Below are 17,354 nucleotides of genomic sequence, written 5' to 3'. Positions count from 1 at the left end.
GCGTGACCCACCGGCGAGGGGTGCGCGCCGCCGGCGACCAGGCCCGCGATGTGGGACAGTACGTCAGCGGATGGTTACACCTTCTGCCACAGGGCCGGCACGTTCGGCGGCTCCCAGCCCGCGTAGGCGGTGTGGGCCTGGATGCACCGGTAGAGCACGCCGTTGTAGGTGACCTGGGCACCCACCGCGTAGAAGGTGCCCGCGGTCCACGTTCCACCCGGAGCGGTCGTGGTGGGCGTCGGGGTCGGCGTGGGAGTGGGCGTACGCGTGGGAGTGGGGGTCGGGTTACCGCCACCGCCGCCGATCTGCAGGTCGATGCACGAGTAGAAGGCGTTCACCGTGTCGGCGATGTTCCAGATCGCGAGGACCCTCTGCCTGCCGCTGAAGCCGGCCAGGTTCACCGTGTGCGACACCGTCGCGCCGGGCTGGCGGCCCTGGTCGTCGAACACCGCGACGCGGGTGCCGCCGATGTAGTACTCCCAGGTGCTGGTGGAGTGCCGGGCGGTGAGCACCCAGTTGAAGTTGACCGTCGTACCGACGGAGGTGGCGGGCCACGGCTTGCTCTCATCGCTGAGCTGGGCGAACCGGGCGACGCCGCCGTGGCAGTTCCGCTGCCCCTTGGGCCCTTCCACGCTCTGCGGCTCGTAGATGATGTCACCGCAGTTCGGGACCCGGCCCTGGGCGCACATGGCCTGCCGGCTGGGCGGCGAGGACACGTAACCGTGGGCCAGGGCGGGTGAGGCGGCGAACACCGTGATCCCGGCGGTTAGTAACGCCGTGGCCACCACCATGATCGTTTTTCGCATGCCGACACTCCTTTGCTGGGGGAATGCCAGGAATATAAAGGAAAGTTTCCTAAGAGTAAATAGTTCAGCCGGTCGATCGGGGGCGGCTTCCAGACGTTGCCCGCGTGCCGGGCCACGGGGGCGGCCCCCTCACCCCTTAGACCCCTGCTTTCCGCGTCGAACTGGCCCCTTACGGGCCGGTCGTTCATCGTAGGAGTCAGGAGTCGATCGCTATGGGCGGCGCCGCGCGAGGTGCCACAAAAGTGCGGAGGGTCAGCATGGAGGACTACGGCGTCACCGGTATACGGGTGGACCTGGAGACCACCGTCGGCGTATCGCCGACGCAACTCTGGGACCTCATCACGGCCGTACCCCGCATCGGGGACTGGAGCCCGGAGTGCGAGCACGGAGCCTGGCTCGACGGCGACCACCCGGCACTGGCGGAGGGCACCCGGTTCGAGGGACGCAACCGACGGGAGGGCCGGGTGTGGACGGTGACCTGCGTGGTCACCGAGGCCGAGCGCCCCCGGTCGTTCGCGTGGGTGGTGCTGGACGGCCAGAACGGCCCGGAGCGCCCCTCGTCGCGGTGGCGCTACGACCTGGAGCCCACCGACTCGCCGGACAAGACCATCGTGCGCCACAGCTTCGAGCACGGCCCCGGCGGCAGCGGCCTGCGCGACATGATCATCGCCAATCCCGACATCGCCTCCCTCATCATCGAGGTACGCCTGAACGAGCTGCGCAAGCACATGACCGAGACCCTCGACGCGATGACGCGAGCCTGACATCACCGCAGCCTGACCAGCAGCCGGGTGGGACGCCTGATCGCCGTCGCCGTCCAGCCGATCTCGTCCGGCGGCTCCGCGAGCGCCAGCCCGGGGAAGCGCTCGGTGAGCATCCCCAGGACCTCCCGGAGCTCCACCCTGGCGAGCGTGGCACCGAGGCAGAAGTGCGGACCCCACCCGAAGGTGAGGTGGGTGGGGTTCTCGCGGTCCAGGCGGAACCGCCTGGGGTCGTCGTTCACCAAGGGGTCGTTGTTGGGCCCGACGAAGGACGGGATCACGGCCTCGCCCTTGCGCACCGGGCCCGACGGCAGCTCGACGTCCTCGGTGGCGACCCAGATCGACGCCCCGTCGCCCGGGACCTCGATTCGCGGCATCTCGTCCACGGCGCTCGGGATCAGCTGGAGATGACGTCGGGGTCGGCGACAGGGGGAAAGGGGAACTCGTCGAGCTCTTCCAGGGGCGGGTCTCCCGCGCTCTCTGCCGCGTGTTCTCCCGCGACGCGGTGTGCCGGTCACCCGAGGCGCCCGCGCTCTGGCACGCCCGTACGGACCGGCTCGGTGACCCGGCCGCCGGCGGCCGTGAGGCCGGCGAAGAGCATGCTCGGCCGGGTGGCCGTGTGGGCGGGCACGAACCGGTTCCAGTCCACCGCGCCGACGACGTGCGCCGGGCCGGGCCGTCCGGGGCCCCGGTCGAGGGCCCGGCCGAGGGCGGCCAGCGCCTCGTGCGGCGCCAGCGGCGCGATGCCCTGATGGTGGGTACGGCCGCCCACGCCTCTCGCCGTTCCGGCCTGCGCCCACGGCCCCCAGGCCACCGCCGTGGCGGGCAGCCCGAGGGCCGAACGGTGGTGTGCCAGGGCGTCCAGGAAGGCGTCGGCCGCGGCGGAGTTGCCCTGGCCCGGAGCCCCGAAGATGCCGGCCATCGAGGAGAACAGGACGAACCGGTCCAGCGGGCGGTCACGGGTGAGCTCGTGCAGGTGCCAGGCCGCGCCCGCCTTGGCCGCGAAGACGCCGTCCAGCCGCTCGGGGGACAGTGACCCGATCACGCCGTCGTCCAGCGCGCCGGCCGCGTGCACGATCGCGGTCAACGGGCGGTGCGCGGGAATCGCGTCCAGCAGGCAGGCCAGCGACCGGCGGTCCGAGACGTCGCAGGCCGCGACCGTGACCTCGGTGCCGAGCGCGGCCAGCTCCGCCAGCAGGCCGTCCGTCCCCGGGGTGCGCGCCCCGCGCCGCCCGGCCAGCACCAGGTGACCGGCGCCCCGCCCGGCCAGCCACCTGGCCACGTGGCGGCCGATCTGGCCCAGCCCGCCGGTGACCAGCACGGTTGCGGTGGGCCGCCAGCCGGGCGCCGTCCCTGCCCCCAGTAAAGCCTGGGTCTCCGCCGCGCGCGGGGCGTGGGTCTCCGCCGTCTGCCGGAGGCGGGTATCCGCCGTCCGCGGGACGTGGTCCAGCCTGCGGACGTGCAGCCTGGAGTCCCTGACGGCGAACTGGTCCTCGCCGCCGGCGCACACCAGGGCGTCGCAGAACGACGCCCAGGCCCGCTCGTCCATGGTGTCGTCCAGGTCGATCAGCCCACCCCAGCGGTGCGGGACCTCCAGCGCGACGACCCGGCCGAGGCCCCACACCCCGGCCTGGCCGGGGTCGGGGAGCGCGTCCCCCGCGCGGATCGCGACCGCGCCCCTGGTGACCGCCCAGACCGGCGTGTCGATGCCGGTGTCCTCCAGCGCCTGGACCAGCGCGAGGGTGTCGGCCACGGCGTAGGGCACCCCGGCGGGGGACGGCTCCCGCCCTTCGTCCGGCGGTACCACCCACACGATCCCGGCGAGGGCGGCCGGCCGGTTCCCTGCCAGGTGCCGCGCCCAGATGGCCCGGTCGGTGCTGGCGTAGCGCAGGACCCGGACCCTGGTGCCGTGCCCGGCCAGCGCCATCTCGACCTCGGTCACCGCCTCGTCCAGGTCGTCGTCGGGCGGAGCGATCACCATCCAGTTCCCGGCCAGCAGGGTGGTCGCGTCCCCCTGCCACGGCTCCCAGGTCACCTCGTAGCGCACCGGATCCACCTCCGGCACCACCGCGCCCTGCCCCGCGTTCCTCACAGCGGCCGCCGGAATCCGGCAGGCCCGGCCACACCCGCGAAACGGCAGGACATCCCGATCACAGCGATCATGTCCGGCCTTCCGGCCCTTCCTGACCGCGATGCGTCGACATATATCGAAACTAATCGTCGCGGGAAAGAGACGCCACGCACGGCGCGGATGACGGCAGTCTGGAAGAAAGACACATCTCCGGCTACCGGGCAATCTCGGAGATGCGCCGGCCGAGGCGTGACGTTTCGTGATGGCGTAAGCCATCTTGGTCAGGCGTGAGCCATCTTCGCCGGTCACGAGCGGCACGCGCACATGGCTGATCTCGGCGGCGCGCCGCACACCGCGGCTCACCGGAAGACGACCCCCATCCCGAGTGCGGGCGGCGCACCGGCACAGTGCTTTCCGATCACCATCACATCAGATATAAAGCATTTGTCCCTTTCGCCCGTATTTGGCATGAGGCTCCATGAAGAATCTCCTCCGGCTTTTCACCGTCCCCCTGCTCGCCGCGGCCCTTGTCACGACCGCGTTCTCGGGCCTCGCCCGCGCCGAGACACCCGAGACCGACGCCCAGCTCGCCGCCGAATGGCAGGCCGCGTGGGACTTCTACAAGTTCTACGAGTGCGCGACCGCCCCGCTCCCGATCACGGGTAGGAGCCAGGTCAAACGCGACATATCCATTGAAATCGCCGCGCCCATTGACCACGTGTTCACCGCGTACTCGAACATCAACAACCACGTCGGCCTGCACTCGTTCCTGAAGCGGGTCGTCACGCACAACGACCGGGTGCGGGACGACACGCGGTACATCGACTTCACAGCCATCGAGGAGATCCCGGTGGTCGCGGGGCTGCCCGTCACCAGCAAGACGCACGCGCAGCAGCGCATCCACCACAGCGGGTACTACTACGAGACCGACAGCTGGTCGCTGCCCAACATCGTCACGCACCAGAAGATCGTCTTCGCGGACCTGGGCGACGGCCGGACGCGGGTCACCGAGCACCTCACCTTCGAGGCGAGCATCCTGCTCATCGACTTCACCGTGACCAACGGCGTGTCCTCCCACCAGGAGACGCAGGCGGGCCTGAAGGAAGCGATCGAGAACGGCGACCTCTGATCCGCCGCCGGGCCGGGCCCTTCGCGGGCCCCGCCCGGTCACAGGTCGTTGCCCGCGTACGACAGGTTGAAGCTCTTGTTGACCAGGGGGAAGTCCGGGACGATCGCACCGCCGAGCGCCACGGGCAGCGCCGGCCAGTTGAAGAACGACGGGTCCACGATCTTGACCCGGCTGAGCGTGCCGCCCGCGGCGAGCTCCACCCGGTGCGTGATCGTTCCGCGCCAGCCCTCGACGATGCCGACCCCGGAGCTCGGCCCGCCCGGCTCGGCGCGGGGTGGCCGGCCGCCCCGCTCCCCCACCGCGAGCCCGTCGCCGAGCCGCGCGATCAGCTCGACCGAGGTGGCGATCTCCTCCGCCCGGACCTGGAACCTGGCCAGCACGTCACCGCCGGAACGGGTGGCCACCGTGAACGGCCCGATGTCGGTGAAGGGGTGGTCGTGGCGGGCGTCCACCGCCAGACCGCTGGCACGCGCGACGTACCCGAGGGCCCCGAGGTCCCCTGCGGCTTCGGCGGTCAGCACGGCGGTGCCGGCGAACCGGTCGGTCACGACGGTGTGACCGAGCGCCAGGTCGATGATCTCCACGACATCCGCGGCGATGGCCCGCAACGTGGCCGGATCGGGTAGCGCGCGCAGTGCCACGCCGCCCGGCGTCACTCCGCCGCGCAGCAGCCGGTGGCCGGTGACCTCGGAGTTGAGCCGGAGCAGCCGCTCGCGGACGCGCCCGCAGTGCGCGTTGAGGATGCCGTGGCCCACGTCGTTGCACAGGGCGCCGATGTCGGTGACATGGTTGTAGAGGCGTTCCAGCTCCAGCAGGACGGCGCGCCCGCGCTGCGTCGCGGCGTCGACCACGCACCCGGTCGCGTCCTCCACCGCGAGGCAGTAGGCCAGGGCGTGGCCGACGGAGGTGTCGCCGCTGACGCGCTCGGCGAGGGCCAGGCCCTCGGCCGGGTCACGCCCGGTGAACAGCTTCTCGATGCCCCGGTGGAGGAACCACAGCCGGGCCTTGAGCTTCAGGATCGTCTCCCCCACCACCGAGAACCGGAAGTGGCCCGGCTCGATCAGACCCGCGTGCACCGGGCCGACGGGGATCTCGTAGACGCCCGGGCCCTCCACGGTGAGGAAGGGGTAAGGGCCTTCGGGATCGCCGAACTCCGGCGGCGGCCCCGCGTCGGCACGCATCGGGTACCAGCCCCGCGGCCAGTGGTGGTGGCGGACCAGGCGATGGGGCAGCGGATGGCGCATCGGGACGATGCCGTACAGGTCGCGCATCTCACGTTCGAACCGGCCCGCCGGGAAGGACAGGCCCGCGAGGCTTGGAATCGCCGGTTCGTACGGGTCGAGGTGCACGTGCAGCTCGGCGCGCCGGTCCGGTGCGCCCGCGGTGTACAGGTACACCACGCGCAGGGACCCCGGATCCTCGTGGGCGGCCACCAGCGCCAGGCGGTAACCGCCGGCGAGCAGCCGCGCCGTACGGTCGGCCAGCTCACCCGGCTTGACGTTGACGATGAGACGGCCGGTCACGGGGTCGCCCCCGTCATGGTCGCGGCGGCCTCCAGCAGCGGGCGCAGCGGTCCGGCGACGACGCCGAGAACCGCGCAGGCGAGCAGGCCCGCGACCAGCGGCACGGCGGAGGCGCGCGTCAGCCGTATCGCCGCGCCGCCTGGCGGAGGCGCGCCGAGCAGCATACGCCGCCCGCCCGACAGCACTCCGGCCCCGATGACCAGCATCAACGCCAGCGCCGCGGCCACCGCCCAGCCGAACCCGGCGGTGAACCCGGCCCGGACGATCCCGAGCTCGCTGGCGAACAGGCTGAACGGAGGCATGCCGAGGAGCGCGAGCAGGCCGAGGCCGAAGGCGCCGGCGAGGAGCGGAGCCCGCGAGGCGAGGCCGCCGACCGCCGCGATCCTGCTGCTGCCGAAGGCCTGCCGGATGTGGCCCGAGGAGAGGAACAGCACCGACTTGCCGAGTCCGTGCCCGAGGATGTGCAGCAGCACGGCCGCCATGGCCGGCCGGGTGCCGATGGCGGCCCCGAGCGCCACCAGGCCCATGTGCTCGATGCTGGAGTAGGCGATCATGCGTATGTAGTCGCGCTGGGCCAGCAGCAGGGCCGCCGAGACCGACAGTGAGGCCAGGGCCGCGATGATGAGCAGCGTGCGGGTGAACCCGGCGCCGAGGGCCACGTCGGCGATCGCCTTCACCCTGAGGATGGCGTAGAACGCCACCGACAGCAGCACCCCGGACATGAGCGCGGAAACCGGCGCCGGGGTCTGGCCGTAGGCGTCGGGCAGCCAGGCGTGCATCGGCGCCAGCCCGGCCTTGGTGCCGAACCCGAGCACGAGAAGGACCACCGCGGTGCGCATGACCCCCGGGTCCAGATCGGCTGCGTCGCTGGACAGGACCGCCCAGTCGAGCCCGCTGGCCGTCGGCACCCCGGCGTGCAGGGCCGCGTAGTGCGTGAGCACCACGCCGAGCAGGGCGAGCGTGATCCCGACCGAGCAGATCACGACGTACTTCCAGGCCGCCTCCACGGCCTGCCTCGTACGGCGGTGCCCGACCAGGAACGCGGTGAGGATCGTGGTGGCCTCCACCGCCACCCACAGCACCCCGAGACTCGCCGCGAGCACCGCGACCGCCATGGCGGCGACGAAGGCCTGGGTGAGGACGCCGTACCGGCGGGCGGCACGGGGACCGGTGTGCCCGGCCACCAGCTCGGCGGCCATGTACGCCGGGCCGGCGAGCGCCGCGAGCAGGGCCACCACGCCGATCACGATCAGCATGAAGGCGCTCAGCGCGTCGGCGCGCAGCAACCCCGACAGCGCCGTTCTGGGCTGCGCGGCGGTGGCCACGGCCAGCGCGACGGCGCCGGCCAGCGACCCGGCCGCCGCCCCGGCGCCCAGCCAGGCCGTGGCGGGCCGCCAGCCGAACGCGGCGTAACCGCACGCCGCGAGGAGCGGGAACACGATCGGGGCGATCACGAGCAGGCTCACGCGACCACCTCGCCCACCGGCAGGGAAGCCCTTCGCCGGGCGGAGGTGCGGCTCATCGCGTCCGCGGCCGGCTCGTCATGGGGGATGTCCATCAGTTGCGCAGCTCCCGTAGCTCGTCCAGGTCGGTGCCGCCGAAGGCGGCGCGCATGCGTGTGGTGAGGACCTGCAGCACCAGTACGGCGAGCAGCACGTCCAGCGAGACGCCCAGCTCGACGACCGCGGGAACCCCGCTGGTGGTGAGGAAGGCGGTCGCGGTGATGGCGTTGTCCATCAGCAGGAACCCGACCACCTGTGACAGCGCCCTGCGCCTGCTGACCAGGACGAAGAACCCGACCAGCAGCACGGTGAGGGCGACCGGCACCGCCCTGGTGGACGGGGTCGGCGTGAGCCGTACCAGCGGCTGGGAGATGTCGTAGGCGACCATCGCCAGCACGGCCGCCACCAGCAACGAGGTGGCCACGTTGACCAGCGGCCTGCTCTCGCGGTCCTCTCCCCCGGCCACCAGCGCGCGGCGCATGAGGTACGGCAGCAGCCCGGCGCGCAGCCCGCCCACCGCGAGGCCGGCCGCGGCGAGCTCGGCGGACCCCTCGTGAGCCGCGAGCACGAGCACCATGGCGGCCAGGGCGACACCCTGCCAGGCGAACAGCCGGACGATGGCGGCGAGGTCGTGCCGCCCCAGCACCAGCACCCCGGCGAGCAGGAACGCCCCGCAGGCGAGATCGAGCAAGGGCACATACAAGGACTCGTTCATGTCATCTCACGTGAGGAAGCAGGAAGCGGCGACGGCCAGCAGCGCCAGCATGAAAGAACCGGCCAGGAGCTCGGGGATGCGGAACAGGCGCAGCTTGGCCATGAACACCTCGGCAGCGGCGAGCACCGTGCCGAGCACGGCGACCTTGACCACCAGCAGGCCCATGGCCAGGGCCACGGAGCCCGGCCCCGCCCCGGCGGTGGCGATGCCCCAGGGGACGAAGAGGCTGCCCAGCAGCCCGAGCAGTACCGACAGCCGCATCGCCGACGCCCATTCGATCAGCGCCAGGTCCGGCCCCGCGTACTCCAGGGTCATCGCCTCATGGATCATCGTCAGTTCCAGGTGCGTCGAGGGGTTGTCCACCGGGATGCGCCCGGTCTCGGCCATGGTGACCACCGCCAGTGCGACGGCCGCGAGCAGGCTGACCGGCGAGATCACCGCCAGCGGGTTCCGCAGGGCCGAGGTGACGATCACGCCGAGGTTCGTGGAACCCGCCCGCACCGACAGCGCGAACACCGACAGCAGGATGGTCGGCTCGACCAGCGCCAGCACGGTGACCTCGCGGCTGGCGCCCATCCCGCCGAACGCCGTGCCGGTGTCCAGCCCGCCGAGGGCCAGCGCCACCGACCCGAGGGCCAGCAGGGCGGCCACCGCGAACAGGTCGGCCACCCCGTCGAACGGCGAGCGGGTGGTCACCAGGGGCACCACCGCGGCCACCACCAGGGCGGTCCCGGCGAGCACCAGGGGCGCCATCCGGAACACCCACCCGGTGCCGTGCGGGGTGATGGCCTCCTTCCTGGACAGCTTGCGCAGATCACGCCACGCCTGACCCACCCCGGCGCCCGCCCGCCCCTCCAGCCGGGCGCGCACCTGCCGCATCAGCCCGGCCAGCAGCGGGGATCCGACGGCCACGAGCACGACCTGCGCCACCGCGCCCACCAGGCCCACCAGGCCGCCCGGGGCGGTCACCAGACCACCGCCAGCACGATGAGCATGCCGGTGAGCGCGTAGAACCCGTAGGCCAGGTAGCGGTGGACGCTGCCGTCCGCGAGCCTCGTGGCACGGCGGCCGATCAGGGCCGCGGCGGCCAGCACCGGGTCGTACAGGCGCCGCTCGACGCGGTCGTGTACGCGGGCGCGGAACTGGACGCTCTCCACGATGTACGCCGACTCCTTCGCCGGGGTGACGTCGAGGTCGCTCTCGGGCGCGAGCACGTTGTCGAAGACCCGCTGCAACGGCTGGGCGAACGAGGTGGCGGTGTACTCCATGCGCGGCGACATGGGGCCGGCCCCGCAGTCCCACAACCGCGCAGGCCGCCGTGCCCGCCGCCTGGCGAGCAGGCGTACCGCGCCGAGCGCGCCCACGACGGCGACCAGGAGCGCGGCGGCCAGCAGCGGCGGCGACATCGTCCCCGCGGTCCTGGTGAGCCGCAGCGTCACCTCTCCGCCCACCGCGCCCGAGCCGGGAAGCAACGTGGCCGCCGTGCGGGAGAGCGCGGGCAGCAACGTGGTCGGCGCGAGCGCGAGGCCCGCGCAGCACGCCGCCGCGAGCGCCATCCCGCCGAGCATGACAGGCGGGCTCTCGGCCGCGCGCCCGGCCTCGCGGGTGCGCGGGCGGGCGAGGAACCCCACCCCGAAGGCCTTGACGAAGGTCGCGACCCCGAGGCCCGCCGTGAGCGCGATCACGCCCACGGCCGCCGGCATCGTGACCGCCCCCGTCACGCCCGAGCTGGGCAGGGAATGGATGAGGCTCTGCAGCAGCAGCCACTCGCTGACGAACCCGTTGCCGGGCGGCAGCGCCGAGGCCGCCAGGGCGCCCACCGCGAACAGCGCCGTGGTGTACGGCATCCGGCCGCGCAGCCCCCCGAGCGCGTCCAGGTCGCGCGTCCCGGTGGCGTGCAGGACGGACCCCGCCGACAGGAACAAAAGCGTCTTGAACGCGGAGTGGTTGACCACGTGCAGCAGCGCGGCGGCCAGCGCGAGGCCCGCGAGCACCGGGTTCCCGCAGGCGGCGAGGAACCCGGCCGCGCCCACGCCGATCAGGACCAGTCCCATGTTCTCGGTGGTGGAGTAGGCGAGCAGCCGCTTGAGGTCGGAGGCGACCGTCGCCTGCAGGACGCCGAACAGCGCCGACAGGGCGCCGATCGCGAGCACCAGCAGCCACCACCAGGCCGGGCCGCCGTGCAGAAGGTCCATGCCGACGCGCACGATTCCGTACACGCCCATGTTGACCATGGCCGCGCTCATCATGGCCGACACCTGGCTCGGCGCCTCCGGATGGGCCCGTGCCAGCCAGACGTGCAACGGCACGATGCCGGCCTTGGAGGCGAAGCCCACCAGCGTCGCGAGGAACACCGCGCCGGACAGTGCGGGAGACGGCGTGGCGGCCCGGAGCTGGGCGAAGGAGTCGCCCCCGGCACCCGCGGCGAAGGCGGCCAGCCCGGCAAGGATCGCGACGAAGCCGAGGTGGGTCATCACCGCGTACCACAACGCGGCCTCGCCCACGGCGGCACGGCGTACGTGCTCCGCAAGCACGAGCAGCAGCGAGGTGACGGCCATCAGCTCCCACGCGGCGAGCAAGGTGCCGACGCTCGCCGCCACGGGCACCAGCAGCATGGCCGCCAGGAACAGCGGCGGCGTCGCCTGCGCCACGCGCCCGTCCAGGCCGTGCCGGGTGTAACCGATGCCGTAGATCGCGGCGCACACCGCCACCGCGCCGGTGACCGCGACGAACACCCCGGCCAGCGGGTCGAGCGCGAGCCTCGCGCCGGCCAGCGGGAGCACGCCGGGGAGCCAGGCCGACCAGGACTGCCCGGCGAGCGCCGCGACGCCTGCGCAGGCCCCCGCCGCGCCCGCGCAGGCCGTCCCCACGCCCGCCACCAGCGGCCTGGCCCGGCGGGGCGTCATCGTCCCGGCCAGCGACGAGGCCGCGCACAGGCCCAGCGCGGATGTCAGGAACGTTCCAGCCGCGTTCACCGGCCGGTCAGCCCGCGCAGCGCTTCGACGATGGCTTCCGGCTCCGGCGGGCATCCGGGCACCTCGACGTCCACGGGCAGCACGTCCTTGACCGCGCCCACCACGCCGTACGCCCCGGCGAACACGCCGCAGTTCCTGGCGCAGTCGCCGAGCGCGATCACCAGGCGCGGCTCGGGGACGGCCTCGTGGCTGCGCCGCAGGGCGACCTCCATGTTGCGCGTCACCGGGCCGGTCACCATCAGCGCGTCCGCGTGCCGGGGGGAGGCCACCAGGCGTGCCCCGTAGCGGTCGGCGTCGTACACCGGCCCGAACGCCGAGGCGATCTCCACCTCGCACCCGTTGCACGAGCCCGCGTCGACATGCCGTATCTGCACGGAACCGCCGAGCTCGGCCGCCGCCGGCACGATGTCGCCCCTGGCCCGCCCCGGCGCCGGTTCGGCCACCCTGCCCGTTTTTCGTATCTTCCGCCACAAACCGATCACGACGACACCTCAGCGATTGGGGAGATGGATGGGGGACGCGCCGGAGCACGGCCGGCGCCGGCCCGGCGAGCGGTCCGTACGAGCCGCTCCGGTCTCGTTTCGCCCGGCTCCGCCGGGCGCTTGCCCCCGCCCGGGGATCAATTCAGGTAGGAGTCGCGTGCCGCTTCAGCAGCGCGGTCGCATCCGCACCACTGAGCGCGCACGCGAACGTCGAGATCTCGCGCGTGGCGAAACGATACCCATGCGTAGTCGGCCCGCAACTCACTGTGACGAGCTGGAGCCTCTACTTAGCCGCCCATGGGCGGGCCATGGCGCCGGAAGAAGCCGTTCTACGCCGTTTTCCATACCGGCTCCGGCCCAAGCCGGACGGTCGGCCCAGGTCAGAGGGGGATGTTGCCGTGGCGGCCGGGGCCGCGGCGAGGGCCTCGGCGATCCGGCGGCGGGTGGTCCGGGGCTCGATCACCTCGTCGACCACCCGAAGGTCGAGCGCCCGCACGTGTGGTGGTCAGACGGAGAACTCGCCGAGCAGGCCCGCGTACCTCTTGGGTGGGGGCGGGGCGAACTCGCCGCGGGTGCTCGTGCGCAGCCCGAGGGACACCAGCGACTCGACGAGCTTGGTCGCCACGGCCACCCCGTCGATGACCGGGACGCCGACGCGGCCGGAGATGTCCGCGCAGAAGGACGCCATGCCGGCGCAGCCGAGCACGATCGAGTCGCACCCGTCGCGTTCCACGGCCTTCGCGCACAGGTCGGCCACGACCTTCCGCGCGTTGGAGGACGGGTCTTCCAGCTCCAGCACCGGGATGTCGCAGGCGTGGACCTCCCGGCACGCGCCCGCGAAGCCGTACCGGGCGGCGAGGTCCCACGTGCGCCCGGTGGTCCTGGCGAGGGTCGTCACCACGCTGAAGCTCCGCCCGACCAGGGTGGCGGCGTGCATGGCGGCCTCGGCGATCCCGACCACCGGGCCGGACGCCAGCTCACGGGCGGCGTCCAGGCCGGGGTCCCCGAAGCAGGCGATGACGTAGCCGTCGGTGCCGGCCCTCTCCCCCGCCGCGATCTCCGCCAGCAGGCCGGGCACGGCCAGGGCCTCGTCGTAGTGGCTCTCGATCGATTCCGGCCCCATGGGCGGGTTGACGGCCGTGACGACGGTGGACGGGGCCGCGACCGCCCGGGCGCGGTCGCCGATGCTCTCGGTCATGGCCTGGGCGGTGTTGGGGTTGATCACCCGGATGCGGACCATCAACCGGCCTGGGCCGTGCCGTCCGACACCAGCTCGGCGCCGCGGTCGAGGCCGCCGATCCTCGGCGACATCCGTTCGAGGACGGTGAAGGCGGCGAAGCCGAGGGCGCAGCCGACGAACCAGCTGTAGTCGGCGATCCAGGTGAGGTCGATCGTGGTCAGCTCCAGGTCGATCAGCATCTTCGGCACCAGCACGGAGACGATCGCGGGCACGCCGCTGAGCACCGTGGCCCATACCGCGTTCGGGTTGTAGCCGTTCCTGAACCAGTAGCGGGCGGCCGGGTCGAGCGTGAACAGGTCGTCCACCCACACCCGCTGGCGGCTCACGATGTAGTAACCGGAGATCAGGATGCCGAAGAGGGGACCGATCAGCGCGCCGAGGATGCCGAGCGTGTAGTGGATGGCGTCCGGGTTGCTGTACCAGTTCCACGGCGTGAGCAGCACCGATCCGACGGCGGCGATCATCCCGCCGGTCCGCCAGCTGATCTTCTGCGGGTTCACGTTGGAGAAGTCGAAGGCCGGGGAGATGAAGTTGGCGACGATGTTGATGCCGACGGTCGCGATGACGAAGGTGAGCCCGCCGAGCAGCACCGCGAACGGGGTGCCGATGCGCTCGACCGTGTGGATGGGGTCGGTGATGAGCTCGCCGAACACCGGAACGGTCGCCGAGGCGGTGATCACGGTGAGTATCGAGAAGAACAGGAAGTTGACCGGCAGCCCGAGCAGGTTGCCCTTCTTCACCGCGCCGAACGACTTCCCGTACCGGGAGAAGTCGCCGAAGTTCAGCATCGGGCCGGAGAAGTACGAAACGACCAGGGCGATCGCGCTGAGCATGACGGGGATGGACGCGCCGAAGTCGAGGTTCTCACCCTCCGAGAGGTCCAGGCTGATGTTGCCCCAGCCCGCCTGGCTGACCAGGTAGATGGCGAGCACGACCATGACGACGTACACGGCGGGGCCGGCCCAGTCGATGAACCGCCGGATCGCCTCCATGCCCTTCCAGAACACGGCCGCCTGGGCCACCCAGAGGATGGCGTAGCAGATGTAGCCGAGCGCGGACAGGCCGAGGAAGCCGCCCTCGTTCAGCGTGGCCGTCGAAGGCCAGAACTTCAGGAAGATGATGATGAGCGACTGGGCGGCGAGGTAGGTCTGCACGCCGTACCAGGCGATCGCGATGAGGCCGCGGATGATGGCCGGGATGTTGGCGCCGCGCACTCCGAAGATGGCCCGGTTGATGACCGGGAAGGGCACGCCGGTGACCTGGCTGGGCTTGGCGACCAGGTTGCAGAACACGTTCACGATGACGATGCCCGCGAGCAGCGCGAACAGGACCTGCCAGCTGTGCAGCCCGAGGGCGAACAGGCTGCCCGCGGTGACGTACCCGCCGACGCTGTGCACGTCGGACATCCAGAACGCGAAGATGTTGTACGAGGACCAGGTCTGCTTGCGGAGCGGCGCCAGGTCCTCGTTCGCGAGCCGGGGGTCGTAGCCGGGCTTGATGAGACCGGCGCCGACGGGCAGGCCGGCCGCTTCGACGAGGTCGTGTGGTTTCGGCTGGGATGGTGCGCTGTGTTCGGTCATATCAGCTTCCGTGGGGGGTATTGTGCGGGAACTGGATGTCCTGTGTGCGGGCATGCCGAGGGCAGGGGCGGGATGTGCTCGATGGACCGGCGAAGGCGGTGTCGGCGGAGCCGCGCGGCTTACGGTGTTAAGTGGTCACTTAACAGATGACGTCAATGTATGCCTTGACATCCGGGCCCTAATTTCGCGGGCGTAAAGGCCTTGTGACAATTGGTGTGGAGGCCATGACAGCCATGACCCCGGAACCTGGCACGGAGATCGAGGCGGTCACCAACGAGCACCTCGGGCGGAGGCTCCGCGAGCTACGGCTCCAGTCGGGGATGTCGCTTCGGGCGCTCGCGCGCGAGCTCGGCATCTCGGCCAGCGCGGTCTCGCAGATCGAGCTCGGCACGATGCGGCCGTCGGTCAGCAGGCTCATCGCCTTCGTCTCCGCGATCGGCGTACCGCTCGCCGCCGTCTTCGACACCGCCGAGGCGGTCGACGCCGCGGCTCCCGCCGTCGACCGGTTCGCGATCAGGCGCGCGCATGAGGTCGCCCCCATACGGCTCAGCGGCGGCGTGACCTTCCGCAGGCTCTCACCCGTGCCCTCGCCCGACGTCGAGTTCTTCGAGTCGACCTATCCGCCGAGCTCGATCTCCAACGCCCACGGCCATTTCCTCAGGCACGAGGGCTACGAGGTGGGCACCGTGACCCAGGGCGAGCTCACCATCGACTTTGAGTCGGAGGTCGTCACGCTCGCCGAGGGCGACTCCATCACCTTCTCCTGCGGCCGCCCCCACATCATCGGCAACCGGTCGGAGACCGTCACCGCCGTAGCGACGTGGCTCATCGTCCACCACTGAATGTGGAATGTGGTGATAGGCACCTCCAGTTGACGCTGGTCCCGAATGAGCTGCTGGGCCGGGTCGGCAGCGCTTCTATGACGGTGAGCTGGGGCGTGTTGCCGCCGGGCTCTCCGGGTGTCGGCTACCTGCTCGCCGAGGCCGGCCCCGTCGCCGCCGTGCTGGTGCTCTCCGCCGTCATGCTCGTCACGGCCGTCGCGGCGACCTCGAACCCTTCGGTGCGCGCAGCCCCGCCCGCGCCCACCGGGGACCACGCTGCACCAGAACACCCGAAAAGAGATCATTGACCGGCATTTGACAAAAAGTTACATTACGTCGGCAGATCGGGGGTCCCGGTGCTCGAAGGGAGAACCGTCCTAATGATGCGACGAGTCTTGATCTCTATGGCGGCAGCCGTGCTCTTCGTCGTCTGGGGTGTTCCACCGGCCGCCTTCGCCGTGGACGGCACCCGAACTCCGTCGTCGCCCTCCTACACGGTCACCCTGACCAGCAACGCCTCCGGCAGCACCTGGACCGGGCACGAGAGCGTCAGCTTCACCAACCCCTCCGCCGACCCGCTGACCGAGGTCTACCTCCGGTTGTGGGACAACTACCACGGCAGCTGCCCGTCCACGCCGGTCACCGTGACCAACGTGACCGGGGGCACGCCGTCCCCGCTGTCCGTCGGCTGCACCGCGCTGAAGATCGCGCTGCCCGCGCCGCTCAACCAGAACCAGAGCGCCTCGGTCGGGTTCGACCTGAGCATCGCGGTGCCCGCGGGCGCGGACCGGTTCGGCCGCGACGGATCGTACAACTTCATCGGCAACGCACTGCCGGTGCTGGCGGTCCGCGACGGCAGCGGCTGGCACCTCGACCCCTACTCCAACAACGGTGAGTCCTTCTACGGGCTCACCAGCGACTACTCGGTGAAGCTGGACCACCCGACCTCGCTGCTGGTGCCGGCCACCGGCACGTCCGTCGACACGCCCGGCACGTCGGGCCGTACGGTCACCACGGCCACCGCCGCCAAGGTGCGCGAGTTCGCCTGGGCGGCCGGGCCGTTCGTCAAGACGACCAGCACCACGACCACCGGCGTGGTGGTGAACGTCTACCGGGTGAGCTCGATCAGCTCCAGCAGCGCCAGTTCCATGATGACCACCGCGAAGAACGCGCTCGTCGCCCACGCCGGGCGGTTCGGGGCCTACCCGTACGGCGAAGCAGACGTGGTGCTGGACAACAACTTCTGGTTCGGCGGCATGGAGTATCCCGGCTTCGTGCTGGACATCGTGAGCTCCACGGCGCTGGCGCACGAGCTGGCCCACCAGTGGTGGTACGGCATCGTCGGCGACGACGAGTACAACAGCCCGTGGCTCGACGAGTCGTTCACCGACTACGCGACCGACCTGTACAACAACATCTCGGGCACCAACTGCTGGAACAGCGTCTCCTGGCAGTCGTCGGCCGAGAAGATCAGCAACTCGATGGCCTACTGGGACGCCCATTCGAGCCGGTACGGAACCGTGGTGTACACCTACGGCAAGTGCGCGCTGCACGACCTGCGACGCACGATCGGCACCACGGCCATGGAGAACCTGCTGAAGAACTACGCCGCCTCGCACTGGTACGGCGTCTCGACCACCGCCGAGTTCAAGGCCGCCGCCCAGAACGCGACCTCGGTGAACCTGTCGTCGTTCTGGACCACCCACCGCATCGACGGCTGAGCGGCGCTGCCGGGTGAGTCCGGCCAGG

The 17,354-nt window shown here is 71.4% G+C and carries 16 protein-coding genes; 5 read left to right on the top strand and 11 right to left on the bottom strand.

All coding sequences use genetic code 11. From position 1 onward, the window contains the following. Positions 1–74 precede the first annotated feature (74 nt). Positions 75–806 (bottom strand): lytic polysaccharide monooxygenase, encoded by a 732-nt coding sequence (locus AB0O34_RS32475; protein ID WP_363922030.1) that lies wholly within the window; start codon positions 804–806, stop codon positions 75–77. 257 nt (positions 807–1,063) lie between these two features. Here AB0O34_RS32475 and AB0O34_RS32470 point away from each other — a divergent pair, with 257 nt between their 5' ends. Continuing rightward, on the top strand, positions 1,064–1,570 hold the full coding sequence (locus tag AB0O34_RS32470; protein ID WP_363922028.1) for an SRPBCC family protein: 507 nt from the start codon (positions 1,064–1,066) through the stop codon (positions 1,568–1,570). A 2-nt stretch (positions 1,571–1,572) separates the two neighbouring features. Here the strand turns inward: AB0O34_RS32470 and AB0O34_RS32465 are convergent, their stop codons facing one another. Together AB0O34_RS32465 and AB0O34_RS32460 are read right to left on the bottom strand one after the other, a co-directional pair. Then, a complete protein-coding gene (locus AB0O34_RS32465; RefSeq protein ID WP_363922026.1) occupies positions 1,573–2,085 on the bottom strand; it encodes a cytochrome P450 in 513 nt (170 codons plus the stop codon). Further along, positions 2,082–3,614: a beta-ketoacyl reductase gene (locus AB0O34_RS32460; protein WP_363922024.1), complete on the bottom strand. Its 1,533-nt coding sequence runs from the start codon at positions 3,612–3,614 to the stop codon at positions 2,082–2,084. The genes AB0O34_RS32465 and AB0O34_RS32460 overlap by 4 nt, the downstream gene beginning before the upstream one ends. 502 nt (positions 3,615–4,116) lie before the next feature. Here AB0O34_RS32460 and AB0O34_RS32455 point away from each other — a divergent pair. After that, positions 4,117–4,767 carry an SRPBCC family protein gene (locus AB0O34_RS32455; RefSeq protein ID WP_363922022.1) on the top strand — a complete coding sequence of 217 codons (651 nt, stop codon included), beginning with the start codon at positions 4,117–4,119 and terminating at the stop codon, positions 4,765–4,767. A 38-nt stretch (positions 4,768–4,805) separates the two neighbouring features. On the opposite strand, the gene AB0O34_RS32450 is transcribed toward AB0O34_RS32455, so the two are convergent. From AB0O34_RS32450 to AB0O34_RS32415, 8 genes are all read right to left on the bottom strand, one after another. Then, positions 4,806–6,290, bottom strand: a complete 1,485-nt coding sequence (locus AB0O34_RS32450) for an NADH-quinone oxidoreductase subunit C (protein WP_363922020.1) — start codon at positions 6,288–6,290, stop codon at positions 4,806–4,808. Next, complete coding sequence (locus AB0O34_RS32445; protein WP_363922018.1) at positions 6,287–7,756, bottom strand: proton-conducting transporter membrane subunit; 1,470 nt, start codon at positions 7,754–7,756, stop codon at positions 6,287–6,289. The genes AB0O34_RS32450 and AB0O34_RS32445 overlap by 4 nt, the downstream gene beginning before the upstream one ends. A 91-nt stretch (positions 7,757–7,847) precedes the next feature. After that, positions 7,848–8,507 carry a hypothetical protein gene (locus AB0O34_RS32440; RefSeq protein ID WP_363922016.1) on the bottom strand — a complete coding sequence of 220 codons (660 nt, stop codon included), beginning with the start codon at positions 8,505–8,507 and terminating at the stop codon, positions 7,848–7,850. A gap of 6 nt (positions 8,508–8,513) precedes the next feature. Next, on the bottom strand, positions 8,514–9,476 hold the full coding sequence (locus tag AB0O34_RS32435) for an NADH-quinone oxidoreductase subunit H (protein WP_363922014.1): 963 nt from the start codon (positions 9,474–9,476) through the stop codon (positions 8,514–8,516). Beyond that, positions 9,473–11,482 carry a proton-conducting transporter membrane subunit gene (locus AB0O34_RS32430; RefSeq protein WP_363922012.1) on the bottom strand — a complete coding sequence of 670 codons (2,010 nt, stop codon included), beginning with the start codon at positions 11,480–11,482 and terminating at the stop codon, positions 9,473–9,475. Before AB0O34_RS32430 ends, AB0O34_RS32435 begins: the two co-directional genes overlap by 4 nt. Continuing rightward, a complete protein-coding gene (nuoB, locus tag AB0O34_RS32425) occupies positions 11,479–11,925 on the bottom strand; it encodes an NADH-quinone oxidoreductase subunit NuoB (protein ID WP_363922010.1) in 447 nt (148 codons plus the stop codon). The genes AB0O34_RS32430 and nuoB overlap by 4 nt, the downstream gene beginning before the upstream one ends. 544 nt (positions 11,926–12,469) lie before the next feature. Further along, the gene (locus AB0O34_RS32420) at positions 12,470–13,204 is read right to left on the bottom strand and encodes an aspartate/glutamate racemase family protein (protein ID WP_363922008.1); all 735 of its coding nucleotides are present in this window, start codon (positions 13,202–13,204) and stop codon (positions 12,470–12,472) included. Next, positions 13,204–14,784, bottom strand: a complete 1,581-nt coding sequence (locus AB0O34_RS32415) for an NCS1 family nucleobase:cation symporter-1 (protein ID WP_363922006.1) — start codon at positions 14,782–14,784, stop codon at positions 13,204–13,206. The genes AB0O34_RS32420 and AB0O34_RS32415 overlap by 1 nt, the downstream gene beginning before the upstream one ends. 233 nt (positions 14,785–15,017) lie before the next feature. Between AB0O34_RS32415 and AB0O34_RS32410 the strand changes: the two genes are divergently transcribed. The 3 genes from AB0O34_RS32410 (at position 15,018) to AB0O34_RS32400 (ending at position 17,326) form a co-directional block, all read left to right on the top strand. After that, complete coding sequence (locus AB0O34_RS32410; protein ID WP_363922004.1) at positions 15,018–15,626, top strand: XRE family transcriptional regulator; 609 nt, start codon at positions 15,018–15,020, stop codon at positions 15,624–15,626. Between the two features lie 29 nt (positions 15,627–15,655). Next, positions 15,656–15,913 (top strand): hypothetical protein, encoded by a 258-nt coding sequence (locus AB0O34_RS32405; RefSeq protein ID WP_363922002.1) that lies wholly within the window; start codon positions 15,656–15,658, stop codon positions 15,911–15,913. Between the two features lie 108 nt (positions 15,914–16,021). After that, positions 16,022–17,326, top strand: a complete 1,305-nt coding sequence (locus AB0O34_RS32400; protein WP_363922000.1) for a M1 family metallopeptidase — start codon at positions 16,022–16,024, stop codon at positions 17,324–17,326. Positions 17,327–17,354: the final 28 nt, after the last annotated feature.

Origin of the sequence: Sphaerisporangium sp. NPDC088356 (genome assembly GCF_040685555.1) — a bacterium.
Lineage (GTDB): Bacteria > Actinomycetota > Actinomycetes > Streptosporangiales > Streptosporangiaceae > Sphaerisporangium.
The sequence above is the reverse complement of the archived record's forward strand: the minus strand, read 5'-3'. Positions and strand labels throughout refer to the sequence as shown.